Origin of the sequence: Allobosea sp. NPDC003192 (genome assembly GCF_050275675.1) — a bacterium.
In the GTDB taxonomy this organism is placed as follows: domain Bacteria; phylum Pseudomonadota; class Alphaproteobacteria; order Rhizobiales; family Beijerinckiaceae; genus Allobosea.
The window spans coordinates 1-14,587 of sequence record NZ_JBNNPK010000010.1 but is presented as its reverse complement, the minus strand read 5'-3'; the positions used below and the strand labels follow the sequence as shown (position 1 = coordinate 14,587).

Here is a 14,587-nt window from a genome sequence, read left to right as displayed (position 1 = left end):
CGGCTCAGTAGGTCGCACGGCCGCCGGAGAGGTCGAAGATGCCGCCAGTCGAGAAGGAGCAGTCGTCGCTGGAAAGCCAGAGCACCAGGCGCGCCACCTCCGGCACCTCGACGAAACGCCCCATCGGAATGCGCGACATGATGTCGGCGCGCCGCTCGGCCGAAATCTCCCTGGCCATCGCCGTCTCGGCGGCAGCCGGCGTCACGGCGGTGACGATGACGCCCTCCTTCGCCGTCTCCTTGGCAACGCTCTTGGTCAAGGCGATCAGCCCGGCCTTCGAGGCAGAATAGGCGGCGGCCATCGCCATACCCTCCTTGCCCTGGATCGAGGCGATGTTGACGACATGGCCGCGTAGCGGATGGCCGTCCGGCGAGCGCCGCGGCTCCTGGCGCAGCATCCGGCCGACGACGGCCCGCGTCACCAGATAGGCGCCGAACAGATTGACCTGCAGCACACGCTGAAAGTTCTCCGGCGTCGTCTCCCAGATCGGCTTCACTTCACCCAGCACACCGGCATTGTTGATCAGGATATCGATCCGGCCATGGGCGGAGACCGCGGCATCGGCCGCCGCCTCGACCGCGTTGACGTCGCGGATGTCGAGCTGACGCTGACTGGATCGCCGGCCGAGCTCGGCCACGGCCTGCACCAGGCCATTCGCATCCTGATCCCAGAGCTCGACGCTGGCGCCGGCCTCGATCAACGCCCGGGCGATGCCGCGGCCGAGTCCGCCTGCGCCGCCGGTGATAACCGCGTGGCGGCCGGAGAGATCATGGCGCGTACTCATCAGCCGGCACTCCAGGCGGTCTTGGTGCGGGTGATCTGGTGGCGGTAGAGGCCGAGCGAGAATGGTCCCTCGCCGCCGAGCGCCCGGAGTTCCTCGGCGTCGAGCTCCGCCCTGGCCAAGGCGATGAAGTCCGTCTCGTCGCCCCAGCCTTCGACCAGCAGCACCCAACGCGGCACTGCGTTGGCGACACCGCGCGCCGTCTGCTCGGCCGTGGCGACGCCACTCGCTTGTGCATCCGCCGTCAGCAAATGGACGCCGGCAACACCGCGCATGGCGAGCAGGTCGGGCACGAGCCCACGCAGCAGCGCCGCCTTGTGGGCCGAGGCGATGTTGTCAGGCACATCGTAACGCAAGGTCGCCATCAAACCGCCCTGGGCCGGCCCGCTGGTATGGGCGACGCGACAGATCGCCCGCGCCACCGAACGGAAATGCTTCACCGCCGAGAACGTCCAGGGCGTAGGCGCATTGACCCTCGCGGCATAATCCTGCCCTTTCAGAACCTCGACTGTCTGCGCCTCGTACAGGTTGAAGAATTCGAGCTCGGCATCGATCGCGACATAGCGGCGTCCGCGCAGGAAGCCGGGAATGCCGACCCGCTCCGGCATGTGCTCTTCGCCATGCCAGGCATAGAACTCCGCCCTGCCCTCTGGCGCGATGTCATGCCAGATCGCGACCGCCCCCTCACCTGCCAGGCTCATCGTTCTCTCCACCGGGCTCACTTTGCGGGCCGCGTTGACTCGGCCTCACCCCACCTCTATACGAAAATCAAATCCAAATTGGAAACGATTTCCAATTTTAATCAAGACGAGGGCGGAGACGAGTGACGATCGCGGCGGTCGAGCGTGCATTCAAGCTGCTGGAGGCGCTGGCGGGCGAGGCCGACGGCGCCGACCTGACCGTGCTCGCCGAGCGGCTCGACCTGCCGGTCAGTGCCACCCATCGCCTGCTCGCCAGCCTGGCCGAGCGCGGCTTCGTCACGCAGGACCCGCAATCGGGCGCCTATGCGCTGACGCTGAAGCTGTCGCAGCTCGCCTTCCGCAATCTCGACCTGCGCGGCCTGCCCGATGCCGGCCAGATCGTGCTCGATCAGCTCGCCCGCGCCACCCGCGAATATTGCCGCCTCGCCGTGGTCGAGGGCGAGAGCCTGACCTGGATCGCCCGCGCTCAGGGCGCGACAGCGGGCCTGCGCTACGAGCCACCGATGGGAATGGGCATCGTCCTGCACGCCACCGCCACCGGCAAGGCCTGGCTTGCCTCGCTGCCGGAGCAGGAGGCGCTGCGCATCGTCTGCGCGCGCGGCTTCGACACGGAGGGGCGCACCGGCCCGAACGCGCTCGGCGATGTCGACGCCCTGCGCCGACATCTCGGCGAGACCCGTGGCCGCGGTTATGCGCTTGCGGTCGAAGAAGGCGAGATCGGCACCGTCGCGATGGCGACAACCTTCCGCGCCGGCCCCGATGCGGGCGCACCGATCGCCGGCACGCTCAGTGTCGCGGGGCCTCTCCCGCGCATGCATGAGGCGCGCCGCGGCGAGATCGCGGCTGCGCTCGTCACCGCCGCACGGGACATGGCCGCGATCTGGCCGCTCAGGCGGCGACAGATCGGCGCCCTCCCCACCGTTTCGGCAGAGGCAGCCCTGCGCCTGCTGCCGACAGAGACATCAGCATGAGCCGCGATACCGCAACCACCCCGGCCACGCCGCAAGCCCCCGGCAAAACCGCCGCCTGGGTCTCGGCCATCGCCTGGCCGCTGGCAAGCTTCGCGGTGCTGCTGGTCGCCTGGCAGCTCCTGGTGCCGATGGCGGGCATCCCCGAATACATCCTGCCGGTGCCGAGCGCCTTCTTCGAGCGGCTCTGGCTCGATCGTGCCGACATCTTCCGGCACACGCTGGTGACGGCGAACGAGATCGTGCTCGGCTTCCTGATGGCGGCGGTGATCTCGATCCCGCTCGGCTACATCATCGTCTCGGTCAAGCTGCTGGAGAAGGCGATCTATCCGGTGATCGTCTTCTTTCAGCTTGTGCCGAAGATCGCGATCGCGCCGCTTTTCGTCGTCTGGTTCGGCTTCGGCCTGTTCCCGAAGGTGCTGCTGACCTTCCTGCTCTGCTTCTTCCCGACGCTGGTCGCGAGCATGACCGGCTTTCGGGCTCTGGACGAGCGCGTGCTCTATCTGACGCGATCGATGGGCGCGTCAGCCTGGCAGACCTTCCGCTATGTCCGGGTGCCGGCGGCGCTGACCTACATCTTCTCCGGCCTCAAGGTCTCGGCCGTGTTCGCGGCGACGGGTGCGATCGTCGGCGAGTTCGTCGGCGCCAATGCCGGCCTCGGCTATCTCCTGCTGCGCGGCACGAGCTTCCTCGACATGCCCCTGATCTTCGCCTGCCTGGTGGCGTTGTCGGCCGTCGGCATCCTGTTCAGCTACCTCGTCGACTGGCTCGAAATGCTGCTGATGCCCTGGCAACGCAAGGGCTGATCCGATCGCAATCCAGCCGGAGCCAACCGGCAATCTAGGGAGGAGACAAAGATGAAACGCAGAACCTTGCTCGCGAGCGCCGCCATCCTCGCCCTGAGCAGTGGCATGGCCTTCGCCCAGACCGGCAAGCCGATGAAGATCACGCTGAACTTCCTCGCCGCGGCGCCCAATGCCGGCTTCATGATGGCCAAGCAGATGGGCCTCTATGAAAAGGCCGGCATCAACCTGACGATCGAGGAAGGCAAGGGCTCGGGCACGACCGCGCAAATGGTCGCGACGGGCCAGACCGATGTCGGCTTCGCCGATGCGCCGGCCGCGATGCAGCTGCGCACCAAGGGCGCGCCGGTGAAGATCGTGGCGCCGGTGCTGCAGACCAATGGCTTCGCCATCATCGCGCTGGAGGACAGCGGCATCGCCTCGCCCAAGGACCTCGTCGGCAAGAAGCTCGCTGTCCAGCCCGGCACGGCGCAGACCACGCTGCTCGACGCGATCCTCGCCAGCAACGGCATCGACAAGGGCAAGGTCGACGTCATCAACATCGATCCCGGCGCCTTCGTCGGCGCGCTCCTGGAGAAGAAGGTCGACGCCATCCTCGGCGGCGCCGATTTCCACTCGGTGCAGATCCGCGAGCGCGGCTTCAAGGTGCGCGACATCTTCTACCGCGATGTCGGCGTGCCGACCGTCGGGCTGTCGATCATCGCCCGCGACGACAAGATCAAGGCCGATGCGGAGCTCTACAAGAAGTTCATCGAGGCGAGCCTGCAGGGCTGGGACGCCGCCCGCAAGAACCCTGACGCCGCCGCCGACGCGGTCGTCGCGCAATTCCCCTCGGTGAAGAAGGCGCAGGTGCTGGCGCAGTTCGACGTCGTCAACAAGCTGCTCTGCGCGCCCGGCGCCGCCTCGCTCGGCAAGGTGCCGGAGAAGAACTGGAGCGTGAGCTTCGACCTCCTGACGCAGTATCTCGGCCTACCCAAGGACAAGCCGATCAGCGACTACTACACGACCGAGCTGCTCCCGGCCTCGGCGCCGGCCTGCTCGTGAGCGCGATGGCCGCCAGCGCCGCCGCCTCGATCCAGGGGCGCGGCATCGTCAAGACCTTCGGCGGCTTCACGGCCGTCGACGGCTTGACGCTCGACATCAGGAGCGGCGAGTTCGTCAGCCTGATCGGGCCCTCCGGCTGCGGCAAGAGCACGTTCATGCTGATGGCGGCCGGGCTGATCCCGACCAGCGGCGGCGAGCTCCTGGTCAACGGCAAGCCGCTCACCGAGCCGCTGACCGATATCGGCATCGTCTTCCAGGACCATCTCCTGCTGGAGTTCCGGACGGCGCTGGAGAACGTCATGCTGCAGGCCGAGATCCGCGGCCTGCCGCTGGCGCCGGCCAAGGAGCGGGCGCTCGAGCTCTTCGCCAAGCTCGGCATCAGCCATGCCGTCGATCGCTATCCGAAGCAGCTGTCCGGCGGCATGCGCCAGCGCGTCTCGATTGCCCGCGCGCTGATCCACAACCCGTCGGTGCTGATGATGGACGAACCCTTCGGGGCGCTCGATGCGATCACGCGCACGCAGATCCGGCACGATCTCGAAATGCTCTGGCTGGAGACGGCCAAGACCGTGGTCTTCATCACCCATTCGATCGAGGAGGCGATCGGCCTCTCCGACCGGGTGCTGGTGATGTCGCCGACGCCGGGCCGGGTCGTCGACGAGATCAAGATCGAGTTGCCGCGGCCGCGGCCGGCGCATCTCGGCGACTATCCGAGCTTCAATGCCTATGCCGACCGCATCCATGATGCGTTCCGGCGCTTCGGGGTGATCAAGTATTGACAGGCGTCATTCTCGGGCGAAGCGAAGCGCAGACCCGAGAATCTCTTGCAGGCGAAGGCGCTTTTCGGCGCCCCTTCCGGCCCGAGATGCTCGGGTCGAGCCCGAGCATGACGAGCCTTGTGCCTCAGCCCGGCCGCTTCGGAATCTCCAGCCCGCGCTGCACCGCCGGCCGCGCCAGACCGCGCTCCAGCCATTTCGGCACCAGCTTGAGCTTGTCGTATTCGACCAGCTCGCCGGCGCCGTAGAAGCCGACGAGATTGCGGACCCAGCCGAGCGTCGCGATGTCGGCGATGGTGTACTCGTCGCCCATCAGCCAGTCGCGGCCCGCGAGCCTGGTCTCGAGTACGCCGAGCAGGCGCTTGCTCTCATTGGCATAGCGGTCGCGCGGGCGCTTGTCCTCGTATTCACGGCCGGCGAACTTGTGGAAGAAACCGAGCTGGCCGAACATCGGGCCGATCGCCGCCATCTGGAAGAAGACCCATTGCAGGGTCTCGTAGCGGCGCGCCGGGTCGGTGGGCAGGAACTTGCCGGCCTTGTCGGCGAGATAGACCAGGATCGCGCCGGATTCGAACAGGGCGAACGGCTTGCCGCCTGGGCCATTGGGATCGAGGATCGATGGGATCTTGCCGTTCGGGTTGAGCGAGAGGAATTCCGGCGTCCAGGTCTCGTTCTTGCCGATGTCGATCGCATGCGGCTCGTAGGGGATGCCGGTCTCCTCCAGCATGATCGAGACCTTCACGCCGTTCGGCGTCGGCAAGGAATAGAGCTGCAGACGGTCGGGATGCTTAGCAGGCCAGCGCTGCGTGATCGCAAAAGCGGAAAGATCGGACATCTAGGGGTATCCTCGGAGGGCGGGGCGCCAGCGGCGAAAGGCCATGACGTTGCGGCGTAACTTGGAGCGGCACCCCGGGCGGCGCAACCAGGCGGACCTTGCGCAAACGCCAACTGGCTTACGCAGGATTCACATCTCGATGCGATGCTGAAGGCTGTTGTCACCCCGCGAGGACAGCGCGATGACGCTTGCCCCCTTGCTCGCCGCGCCGGCCGTCATGCAGTTGCATGCCCTGGCTGCGCTGATCTCTCTGGCTGCAGGCCTGACGGTCCTTGCCCTGCGCAAGGGCACGCCCCGCCACCGCCTGATCGGCTGGTTCTTCGTGGTGGCGATGGCGGTGACGGCACTGAGCTCGGCCTTCATCACCAGCAACGGGCACTACAGCGCCATCCACCTGCTCAGCGTTCTGACGATCGTGACCCTGCCACGGGCGATCATCATGCGCCGGCGCGGCAACATCGCGGGCCATCGCGCCGCGATGCTCTGGCTCTTCGCCGGGCTCGCCGTGGCCGGTGCCTTCACCCTGATGCCGGGGCGGATGATGAACAAGGTCGTCTTCGGCCAAGCCGCGGCGGCCATCCGTTAACGCCCATGCTGGCGCTTTAACCGCCGCTTAACGCCATCGGCAAAGTTAATCCGCCCGTGGCTTCCAGGACGCAGCCGGTCAACAAACCGTTCATCGAACGACTCGCATTTGATCGGTCATGCGTCGCGTTCATCTCACTCTCATCGCGCTCGGCGTCATCGGCGCCGGTCTTGCCGGCTGCGGCAAGTTCCAGAAGCCGCAGCGAGCGCCCTGGCGTGACCAGGCCGAAGCCCAGTGCCTGGCCTCGGGCCAGGTGCAGCTCTCGGCCTATGTCAGCCTGCGCGGCAAGGCGATCGACGGGCCCGGCACCTGCGGCATGGAAAAGCCGCTCAAGGTCGCGGCCTTCGCCAATGGCAGCGTCGCCCTGACCAGCAATGCGACATTGGCCTGCCCGGTGGTCGCGACCACCGACAAATGGTTCAACGAGGTGGTGCAGCCGGCGGCGATGAATGTGCTCGGCGCGCAGGTCATCGAGATCCGCGCCGGCTCCTATTCCTGCCGCGCCATGAACAACGGCACCGGCACCAGCCGCACCTCCGAGCATGCCTTCGGCAATGCCGTCGACGTCTTTTCCTTCCGGCTGAACGACAACCGCGTCGTCACCGTCAAGGATGGCTGGCGCGGCGCGCCCGAGGAACAGGCCTTCCTGCGCGAGATCTTCGTCGGCGCCTGCGAGCATTTCTCGACCGTGCTCGGCCCCGGCGCCGACGCCTTCCACTACGACCATTTCCACATCGACCTGGCGCGCCATTCCAAGGGCCGGCACATCTGCAAGCCGGTGATCAAATACGAGCCCAACTACAATCTGCCGCCGCCGGACCCGGCGCGGCCGGACCGGATGGCGCTGCAACAGCAGCAGCCGGCGACGCGCCAGAGCCTGCCACCACCGATGGTGGCGAGCGGTTCGGGCGGCTTGCTGCGCCAGCCGAGCGGCGGCCTGCGTCCGCCCGGCGCGGTCAGCGGCGGCTATCCGGTCGCGCATCAGCAGCATGGCGGGCTCGACGCGCAGCGGCGCTATATCGACGAGGCGCCACAACCACAGATGTCGCAGCGCTATCAGCCACAACCGACGCCGAGCGAGATGCGCGGACCGCTGCAGCTGCCAGGCTCGACGCCGCCGGAGGAGGAGCTGATCGTCGGCGACGACGAGGGCAACGGCATCGTCGACAGCGCCCAGCCGGGCGAGAACGAGGCGCCGATCAACCCGCGCAACGACCCGTTCGCCTACCGGCCGGGGCAGCCAACGGGGTCCCTGCGGCGGTAGCGATGCGCTAAAGCCTTTCCAGCAGACGACGGAAAACCGTCACGCGCGGGAACCCTCTCCTGGAAGGAGAGGGTAGGGTGAGGTGTTGGCCGTTCGACCAGCTCCGCGAGCGCTCACCGCGCGGTTGGTTTCAGGCTGACGTTTCCGCTCCGAGCACCTCACCCCTGCCCCTCTCCTTCCAGGAGAGGGGTTCCCCCGCGCTTGCCCCTCGGCCGGCACTCATTGGAAAGCCTTCGGTCCATCGGCAAGGCGAGCCTGACGGGCATCCCCTACCGCGACACCAGCACCTGCCGGCATTCGGCCGGCAGCGCGTCGAGCGACATCGGCGGCTTGGGCTTCGGCTTCGGGCCTGGCTTCGGCTTGGGCGGGTTGAAGATCGCCTGATATTGCTTCTCGACCCAGCCATCGAGCTCTGCGCCGCAGCCATCGCCGAAATTGGGCGGCTCCTGGCCACTGCAGCCCTCGACGCCGGGCGGGCAGCTCATCCGGATGTGGAAATGGTAATTGTGGCCCCAGATCGGCCGGACCTTGTTCAGCCAGGCCTTGTCCGAGCCGGCCTCGCGGCAGAGCGCGACCTTGAGTGCCGGATTGACGAAGATGCGCTCGACGCGCGGCTCGCTCGCCGCCGCCTTGATCAGGCGGGTATGCGCGGGCGTCCAGTTCTTCGGATTGACGTCGCGCCAGTCCGAGCGGGCCATATTGACCGCGGACATGTTCTCGCGGTCGTCGCTGTCGAGGCGCTTCCTCGGCATTGGCGTCAGCCAGATATCGGCATCGAGCCCGATCTGGTGCGAGGCATGGCCGGTCAGCATCGGCCCGCCGCGCGGCTGCGAGAGATCGCCGACCAGGAGGCCCGACCAGCCGGTGATCTTCGGCACCTCGCGGGCGAAGCGCTCGAGGAAGGAGATCAGCTCGGGATGGCCCCAGTTGCGGTTGCGGGCGAGGCGCATGACCTGCCAGTTCTCGCCGTCAACCGGCAACGCCGTCGCGCCCGCCAGGCAGCCGCGGGCATAGGAGCCGATGGCGCGCGCTCTCAAGGCGGCCGGCGCTGTCTTCTGGCCGAACAGCGCGCGAGCCGCATCGGGATAGGCGGCGATGTTGGCGGCGCGGGTCTTGGCTTCCGCCTCGGCGGTGGACTGCGCACGGGCAGCGCCGGCCGCGACCAGCACAGGCAAGAGAATCAGGGGGGCGAAGCGGCGAAGCAGCTGCATGTCGGTGAGAATCGCAGGCCGCTCGCACCGAGGTCAAGCCGCAGCGCGATCAATGGGCTGGACAGGGCACGCCGGAGCCGGCAGCGTCTGCGCTGCCGAAGAACGGGCAGCAAGCCCTCCGGCGAACGCTTCTGGAGGAGATATCCGACGATGAGCCACGTCACTCTCGACCGCCGCACGCTGCTCGGCGGCCTCGGAGCTTCCCTCGCTTTGCCCGCAACCGGGCATGCGCAAGGCGCCTGGCCGCAAGGGCGCACGCCGAAGCTGGTCGTGCCGTTCACCCCCGGCGGCGCCACCGACATCCTCGGCCGGCTGGTCGCCGACAAGGTCGGCCAGGCACTCGGCGCGACCTTCGTGGTCGAGAATCGCGCTGGCGCCGGCGGCAATATCGGCGTCGAAGCGGTGGCCCGTTCCGAGCCGAACGGCGACACGCTGCTGATCGTCTCGGTCGGCCTCATCGCCAATCCGGCGCTCTACGCCAAGGTCAACTACGACCCGCTCACGGACTTCGCCCCGATCACCATGGTGGCGCTGGTGCCGAACCTGCTCGTCGTCAGCCCCACCCTCAAGGTCAAGGACACGGCCGAGCTGATCGCCTACGGCAAGGCCAATCCGGGCAAGCTGACCTATGCCTCCTCCGGCGTCGGCACCTCGATCCACCTCGCCGGCGAGCTCTTCCAGAAGCTGACCGACATCAAGATGGTGCATGTGCCCTATCGCGGCTCGGCCCAGGCGATGCAGGACCTGATCGGCGGGCGCGTCGACCTGATGTTCGACAACATCACGCCGGCGCTGCCCCAGGTCCGCGCCGGCGCGGTGCGCGGTTTCGGCGTCACCACGGCCCAGCGCTCGCCGACCGCCTCCGAATTTCCGCCGATCAACGATCTCGTCCCGGGCTTCGACGTATCCTCCTGGTTCGCGCTGTTCGCGCCGGCGAAGACGCCGCAGGCGATCATTGACCGCATGCAGGCCGAGACCAAGGCCGCGATCGCCGACCCCGTCGTGCGCGGCAAGATGGACCAGCTTGCGGCCCAGCCGGTCGGCAACACGCCGGCGGAGCTCGCCGCCTTCGTCCGCGCCGAACAGACGAAATGGGTCAGCCTGATCCGCGAGGTCGGCATCAAGGCGGAATAGCGCTGGAACCTAGGCTTCGCGCCCGACGTTCTTCGAACGCCTGCCCGCCAATCAGCGCGGAAGCCGGCGGACGGAAGAAGGGGCGCGAGCCATGTCCACCCTGCTCATCATCATCCTGCTCATCATCCTGCTCGGCGGCGGCGGGTATTACGGCCATCGCAGCTATGGCGGCGCCGGGCTCGGCGGCGTGGTCGGCCTAGTGCTGGTGATCGTGCTGGTGCTGTGGCTGCTCGGCGCCCTGGGCGGCCCGGCCGTCAGGGTCTGATGTCGCGGCGAGCGGGGCGTCTGCAGTCCCGCCTCAGTTCGCCAGCTTCCAGACCAGCATGGCAGCGGCGAGGTCTTCGAGCGCGGTGCCGACCGACTTGAACAAGGTCACGTCATCGCGTTCGGCGGCAGCGTCATATTCGCCGCGGCAGAGGCCGGCCAGGGTGCCGGAGACCTGCTCTGCGGTATAGGCGCCCGCCTTGATCGCGACGGCGACATCGCCGCCCTCATGCAGCGCGGCCTGCGTATCGACGAAGACATGAGCGCGCTGCAGCGCCTCGTCATCGGCCTCGCGCATCGACAGATTGAAGGCTCCCACCAGGTCGAGGTGAGCGGTGCGCTTCAGCCAGCGGCCCTGGATCAGCGGCTCGCGCGACAGCGTCGCACAGGAGATCAGATCAGCCTGACGCGCCTCAGCCTCGAGATTCCCCGCGACACGCGCGTCGATGCCGTCGCGCGCCAATTCGGCCACGACCTCGGCCGCAGCCTCCGGGCGACGTGCCCAGATCGCGATATCCTCGAAATCGCGGACGCTGCGATGCGCCTTGACCAGGAAGGTCGAGAGCGCGCCGGCTCCGACCATCAGCATTCGCTTGGTATCCGGACGTTCGAGCATGCGTGAGGCGAGCGCAGATGCCGCAGCGGTGCGCCACAGCGTCAGGCGCGCGCCGTCCAGCGCCGCCAGCGGCGCGCCGGTCGCGCCGTCCATCAGCAGATAGCTGCCCATCACGCTCGGCAGGCTGACCGTGGCATTGCCGGGGAATACCGTGACGACCTTGGTACCGAGGAAGGCGGGCTTCGCCTCCGGCGCCGTCCAGGCCGGCATCAGCAGCAGGGTCGCGGCCGCATCCGGCCGCTCGATCTCGTGATGATGACGCACCGGCGTGACGATGTCGCCGCGGAACGCATCGGCAAGCGCATCGATCAGCGCGGGGAAGTTGAGCAGGCCATCGATCTCGGCCGCGGAGAAGAAGCGCATGGTGAAGGTCAGACGCGATTGGTCAGCGCGGGCAGCGCCGAATCCGGCACGGCGGCGCGCAGCGACTGCGCCTCGCCCCGCAGCTTTTCGGCCTCGCGGCGGTTGATCCGCGCGGCCTTGCGATGCTTGCCCTGCGCCAGCCAGGAGGCGAAGCCGCCGATCAGGATGCCGATGGCGATGGCAGCGAGGATCACGGAAAAGAGCGGCAGATCGAGGGCGAAGGCCGGCGCATCGCGGCTGATCGGGTCGAGCGAGACCCGGACCGGGGCGCGGTTCGCCACCGAGAACAGCACCACGATCAATGCGACCGGGACGAGCACCAGCGCCTTGAAGAAAGCCTTCATCCCGCTCTCCTCCAGCCGGCTCAGCCGCCTTTGCCGTTCAGCCGCATGCGCAGCTCCTTGCCGGTCTTGAAGACCGGCACGAACTTCTGGTCGACCTTGACGGAATCGCCAGTGCGCGGATTGCGGCCGACGCGGGCGGCACGCTCCTTGGTCGAGAAGGCGCCGAAGCCACGCAGCTCGACACGGTCGCCGCGCGCCAGCGCCTTGACGACCTCGTCGAGGATCGAGCCGACGATATTCTCGATATCGCGCTGGTAGAGGTGGGTGTTGCGCTCGGCAATGCGCTGGACGAGTTCTGATTTTATCATGGGTCCAATATAACCGCTTGTAACATCGTCACTTTTCGACGGCAGGCTGCCAGAGCGCCAAGGGCGCGTCAAGCCGCAGGCCAACCGGGGTTTCCGCTGCACGCGAGATCAGGGCCGCCAGCGCCTCCAGGCCGGCAGCCCGCGCCATCGCCTCGCTCGCGCTCCACAGCCCATAGGAGGAGGATTCGCTTCGGCGGCGCCAGTCGCGCACCGGCAGGTCCTTGCCGACCCCCTTCTCGCGCTCCAGCCAGGCGATCGCTTCCTGCTCGCTGCCGACCTCGTCGATGAGCTTGAGCTTGACCGCCTGACGGCCGGAATGGACACGGCCATCGGATACGGCGGCCACCTCGGGATCAGCGAGCTTGCGGCGCTCGCCGACCAGCCGCTTGAACCAGTCATAATTGTCGGCGATGACGCGTGCGGTTTCGGCCGCCGCCTCAGGCGAAGTCGGCTCGAGACCGCTCGGGGCCGCCTTGAGCGGACTCGAGCGGGTGATCTCGAACTTGACGCCGATCGTATCGAGGAGTCTCGCGACGTTGGGAATCTGTGCGATCACGCCGATCGATCCGACCATCGAGGTCTGGCGCGCGACGATGCGCTCGCTGCCGAGCGCGACGATGTAACCGCCGGAAGCGGCGATCCCGTCGACCACCGCGATCACGGGCTTCTTCGCGGCGAGGCGGCGAACCGCATCGTAGACCGCTTCCGAGCCGGTCACCGTGCCGCCGGGGCTATCTATGCTGAGCAGCACGGCGCTGGCGCGGCTGTTCTCCAGCGACTTGATCAACTCGAGCGTGCGGCGGTCGCCGGAGATGAAGCCCGAAATGGTGACGCGGGCGATATGAGCCTGGCTGGTGCTGCCGGGCAGGCGCCCGCTCCAGGCGAGCGCGCCGGCAACGATCAGGGCGACCACGCCGACCAGGGCAAGCAGCCGCCAGAGCGAAAGCTTGCGCCGCAGGCTGCGACGATCGGCGAGCAGATCGGCATCGGACGACATGTCGGCGGCTCCGGCTCTCACTTTGCAACAGGGACCATACCCCGGCCATTTGCAGTGCAAGCTGGTCGGCGCGGGCTCCAGAGGCCCTGTGATGTAGCTCCCCGGTGCGGGAGGGGCAAGGCAACAATGGCCGCGACAGGATGCCCGGCTCAGGCCTCGGCCAGTGCCCGCTGCCGATCGAGTGCGAGCAAAGCAAGGCCGCTCGCCACCGAGCGGAAGGCGTCGCCGATATGGATGCGCTGCGGGCTGAAGCGGCGGTCGAACAGCGCGCGCACCGCCGGCACATAGGAGGTGCCGCCGGTCATGAACACCGCCTCGATCTTGTCGCCAGCAACACCGGCGGCGGCCAGCGCCTCGTCGAGAGCGCCCTCGATCGCCGCGACATCATCGGCGATCCAGCGCTCGAACAGGGCCCGCGTCACGGTACGGTCGATGCGCACACCCATCTGGTCGAAGGCGAGCTGTGCCTCGGCCTGTGAGGAGAGTGCGATCTTGGTCGCCGAGACGGCGCGGTAGAGCTCGTAGCCGAGATCGTATTCGATCACCGTCATCAGGTCCTCGAGCCGCTCGGGCTCGACCGCGTCGCGGATCAGCGCCTTGAGCTCGGTCATGGTCTCCCTGCTCTTCATCAGCGAGAGCCGGTGCCATTGCGCGAAGGCGGCGTGGTAATGGGCCGGAATCGGCAGGCGCTTGCCGAAGGAGAGATAGTCCGAGCCCTTGCCGAGCAGCGGCGAGACCGCATGCTCGATGATGCGGTAGTCGAAGGTATCGCCGGCGACGCCGACGCCGGCATGCGAGAGCGGCACGGCCTGCAAGGTCCCGTTGCTACCAGGCTCGAAGCGCATCACCGAGAAGTCGCTGGTACCGCCGCCGAAGTCTGCGACCAGCATGGTCTGCGGGGTCTTGAGGTCGCGTGCATACCAATAGGCGGCGCCAAGCGGCTCATAGGCGAAGTCGACCTTGCTCATGCCGGCCTTGCCATAGGCCGCCGAGAGGCGCGTCAAAGCGAGCTCCTCATCCGGGCGATCGCCGGCGAAGACGACCGGGCGGCCGGAGAGGACGCTGCGCTCGCCGAGGTCGTCTATCCCCGCGGAGAGATCGCTCAGGAAGACCGCGATCAGGTCCTCCAGGCGGAAGAGCTTGCCGAACAGACGCGTCTCCTGGAAGGCGCGGCTCGACAGATGCGTCTTCAGCGATTGCAGGAAGCGATGCTCGGTGGTCATGCCGAGCGCCATGTCGAGCGCGTCGGGGCCGCTGACATGGGCGACATGGGTGTTGGGCGGTCGGCCTTCGCGCCAGAACATCAGGGCCGAGCGGTAGGCGTCGACGGCGCCCTGCTTCGTCGCGAAGCTGCGGGTCGTCACCGAGCCGTCAGGACGTGCGAGCGCGACCACGCTGTTGGTGGTGCCGAAATCGATTCCGATCGCTGCGTCCTGCATCTTCACCTCCACTGCGCGCTTTCCGTTCGACCGATGGTCGAACGAAAAGAATTCGCGCCAAATCAATCAGTTGAGCATGTTCTCATCGCAAAAGTGGCTTCCACTTTTGCGGAACATGCTCGAGCCGAAACAAAAGCCCGCGCGGATTTCTCC

At 67.5% G+C, this 14,587-nt stretch carries 17 protein-coding genes; 8 read left to right on the top strand and 9 right to left on the bottom strand.

The features are described from left to right. Positions 1 to 4: 4 nt before the first annotated feature. Complete coding sequence (locus ACQKLX_RS15000; RefSeq protein WP_427362367.1) at positions 5 to 784, bottom strand: SDR family NAD(P)-dependent oxidoreductase; 780 nt, start codon at positions 782 to 784, stop codon at positions 5 to 7. Then, a complete protein-coding gene (locus tag ACQKLX_RS14995; protein ID WP_427362366.1) occupies positions 784 to 1,482 on the bottom strand; it encodes a hypothetical protein in 699 nt (232 codons plus the stop codon). The genes ACQKLX_RS15000 and ACQKLX_RS14995 overlap by 1 nt, the downstream gene beginning before the upstream one ends. Positions 1,483 to 1,604: 122 nt before the next feature. Here ACQKLX_RS14995 and ACQKLX_RS14990 point away from each other — a divergent pair, with 122 nt between their 5' ends. The 4 genes from ACQKLX_RS14990 to ACQKLX_RS14975 are packed head-to-tail and all read left to right on the top strand — an operon-like array spanning position 1,605 to position 5,076. Beyond that, positions 1,605 to 2,453, top strand: a complete 849-nt coding sequence (locus ACQKLX_RS14990; RefSeq protein ID WP_427362365.1) for an IclR family transcriptional regulator — start codon at positions 1,605 to 1,607, stop codon at positions 2,451 to 2,453. Beyond that, positions 2,450 to 3,256, top strand: coding sequence for an ABC transporter permease (locus ACQKLX_RS14985; RefSeq protein WP_427362364.1), 807 nt, complete (start codon positions 2,450 to 2,452; stop codon positions 3,254 to 3,256). Before ACQKLX_RS14990 ends, ACQKLX_RS14985 begins: the two co-directional genes overlap by 4 nt. A 51-nt stretch (positions 3,257 to 3,307) precedes the next feature. Next, positions 3,308 to 4,297 carry an ABC transporter substrate-binding protein gene (locus ACQKLX_RS14980; RefSeq protein WP_427362363.1) on the top strand — a complete coding sequence of 330 codons (990 nt, stop codon included), beginning with the start codon at positions 3,308 to 3,310 and terminating at the stop codon, positions 4,295 to 4,297. Positions 4,298 to 4,302: 5 nt separating this feature from the next. After that, positions 4,303 to 5,076 (top strand): ABC transporter ATP-binding protein, encoded by a 774-nt coding sequence (locus ACQKLX_RS14975; RefSeq protein ID WP_427362545.1) that lies wholly within the window; start codon positions 4,303 to 4,305, stop codon positions 5,074 to 5,076. A gap of 124 nt (positions 5,077 to 5,200) precedes the next feature. On the opposite strand, the gene ACQKLX_RS14970 is transcribed toward ACQKLX_RS14975, so the two are convergent. Next, positions 5,201 to 5,908, bottom strand: a complete 708-nt coding sequence (locus ACQKLX_RS14970) for a glutathione S-transferase N-terminal domain-containing protein (protein ID WP_427362362.1) — start codon at positions 5,906 to 5,908, stop codon at positions 5,201 to 5,203. Between the two features lie 181 nt (positions 5,909 to 6,089). On the opposite strand from ACQKLX_RS14970, the gene ACQKLX_RS14965 reads away from it, so the two are divergent. Next, entirely contained in the window at positions 6,090 to 6,494 is a 405-nt protein-coding gene (locus ACQKLX_RS14965) for a DUF2306 domain-containing protein (RefSeq protein WP_427362361.1), read from the top strand. A gap of 118 nt (positions 6,495 to 6,612) precedes the next feature. Then, complete coding sequence (locus ACQKLX_RS14960) at positions 6,613 to 7,758, top strand: extensin-like domain-containing protein (RefSeq protein ID WP_427362360.1); 1,146 nt, start codon at positions 6,613 to 6,615, stop codon at positions 7,756 to 7,758. A gap of 269 nt (positions 7,759 to 8,027) precedes the next feature. On the opposite strand, the gene mepA is transcribed toward ACQKLX_RS14960, so the two are convergent. Further along, a complete protein-coding gene (gene mepA, locus ACQKLX_RS14955; protein ID WP_427362359.1) occupies positions 8,028 to 8,969 on the bottom strand; it encodes a penicillin-insensitive murein endopeptidase in 942 nt (313 codons plus the stop codon). A 150-nt stretch (positions 8,970 to 9,119) separates the two neighbouring features. On the opposite strand from mepA, the gene ACQKLX_RS14950 reads away from it, so the two are divergent. Further along, positions 9,120 to 10,103, top strand: a complete 984-nt coding sequence (locus ACQKLX_RS14950; RefSeq protein ID WP_427362358.1) for a Bug family tripartite tricarboxylate transporter substrate binding protein — start codon at positions 9,120 to 9,122, stop codon at positions 10,101 to 10,103. 91 nt (positions 10,104 to 10,194) lie between these two features. Further along, positions 10,195 to 10,368, top strand: coding sequence for a DUF3309 family protein (locus ACQKLX_RS14945; RefSeq protein WP_427362357.1), 174 nt, complete (start codon positions 10,195 to 10,197; stop codon positions 10,366 to 10,368). 33 nt (positions 10,369 to 10,401) lie between these two features. Here the strand turns inward: ACQKLX_RS14945 and lhpI are convergent, their stop codons facing one another. The 5 genes from lhpI to ACQKLX_RS14920 form a co-directional block, all read right to left on the bottom strand. Further along, a complete protein-coding gene (lhpI, locus tag ACQKLX_RS14940; protein WP_427362356.1) occupies positions 10,402 to 11,346 on the bottom strand; it encodes a bifunctional Delta(1)-pyrroline-2-carboxylate/Delta(1)-piperideine-2-carboxylate reductase in 945 nt (314 codons plus the stop codon). A gap of 8 nt (positions 11,347 to 11,354) precedes the next feature. Then, positions 11,355 to 11,690, bottom strand: coding sequence for a lipopolysaccharide assembly protein LapA domain-containing protein (locus ACQKLX_RS14935; RefSeq protein WP_427362355.1), 336 nt, complete (start codon positions 11,688 to 11,690; stop codon positions 11,355 to 11,357). 20 nt (positions 11,691 to 11,710) lie between these two features. Further along, a complete protein-coding gene (gene ihfB / locus ACQKLX_RS14930; RefSeq protein ID WP_326872856.1) occupies positions 11,711 to 11,998 on the bottom strand; it encodes an integration host factor subunit beta in 288 nt (95 codons plus the stop codon). A gap of 28 nt (positions 11,999 to 12,026) precedes the next feature. Beyond that, the gene (gene sppA / locus ACQKLX_RS14925; protein WP_427362354.1) at positions 12,027 to 12,995 is read right to left on the bottom strand and encodes a signal peptide peptidase SppA; all 969 of its coding nucleotides are present in this window, start codon (positions 12,993 to 12,995) and stop codon (positions 12,027 to 12,029) included. A 149-nt stretch (positions 12,996 to 13,144) separates the two neighbouring features. Further along, entirely contained in the window at positions 13,145 to 14,434 is a 1,290-nt protein-coding gene (locus ACQKLX_RS14920; RefSeq protein ID WP_427362353.1) for an Hsp70 family protein, read from the bottom strand. Positions 14,435 to 14,587 lie beyond the last annotated feature (153 nt).

Bases quoted from the DNA above. Each gene is read 5' to 3' on its own strand.
- ACQKLX_RS14985 (WP_427362364.1), top strand. From the start codon at position 2,450: ATGAGCCGCGATACCGCAACCACCCCGGCCACGCCGCAAGCCCCCGGC.
- sppA (WP_427362354.1), bottom strand. From the start codon at position 12,995: ATGTCGTCCGATGCCGATCTGCTCGCCGATCGTCGCAGCCTGCGGCGC.
- ACQKLX_RS14965 (WP_427362361.1), top strand. From the start codon at position 6,090: ATGACGCTTGCCCCCTTGCTCGCCGCGCCGGCCGTCATGCAGTTGCAT.
- lhpI (WP_427362356.1), bottom strand. From the start codon at position 11,346: ATGCGCTTCTTCTCCGCGGCCGAGATCGATGGCCTGCTCAACTTCCCC.
- ACQKLX_RS14970 (WP_427362362.1), bottom strand. From the start codon at position 5,908: ATGTCCGATCTTTCCGCTTTTGCGATCACGCAGCGCTGGCCTGCTAAG.
- ACQKLX_RS14995 (WP_427362366.1), bottom strand. From the start codon at position 1,482: ATGAGCCTGGCAGGTGAGGGGGCGGTCGCGATCTGGCATGACATCGCG.
- ACQKLX_RS14980 (WP_427362363.1), top strand. From the start codon at position 3,308: ATGAAACGCAGAACCTTGCTCGCGAGCGCCGCCATCCTCGCCCTGAGC.
- mepA (WP_427362359.1), bottom strand. From the start codon at position 8,969: ATGCAGCTGCTTCGCCGCTTCGCCCCCCTGATTCTCTTGCCTGTGCTG.
- ACQKLX_RS14920 (WP_427362353.1), bottom strand. From the start codon at position 14,434: ATGCAGGACGCAGCGATCGGAATCGATTTCGGCACCACCAACAGCGTG.
- ACQKLX_RS14960 (WP_427362360.1), top strand. From the start codon at position 6,613: ATGCGTCGCGTTCATCTCACTCTCATCGCGCTCGGCGTCATCGGCGCC.
- ACQKLX_RS14935 (WP_427362355.1), bottom strand. From the start codon at position 11,690: ATGAAGGCTTTCTTCAAGGCGCTGGTGCTCGTCCCGGTCGCATTGATC.
- ihfB (WP_326872856.1), bottom strand. From the start codon at position 11,998: ATGATAAAATCAGAACTCGTCCAGCGCATTGCCGAGCGCAACACCCAC.
- ACQKLX_RS15000 (WP_427362367.1), bottom strand. From the start codon at position 784: ATGAGTACGCGCCATGATCTCTCCGGCCGCCACGCGGTTATCACCGGC.
- ACQKLX_RS14975 (WP_427362545.1), top strand. From the start codon at position 4,303: ATGGCCGCCAGCGCCGCCGCCTCGATCCAGGGGCGCGGCATCGTCAAG.
- ACQKLX_RS14950 (WP_427362358.1), top strand. From the start codon at position 9,120: ATGAGCCACGTCACTCTCGACCGCCGCACGCTGCTCGGCGGCCTCGGA.
- ACQKLX_RS14945 (WP_427362357.1), top strand. From the start codon at position 10,195: ATGTCCACCCTGCTCATCATCATCCTGCTCATCATCCTGCTCGGCGGC.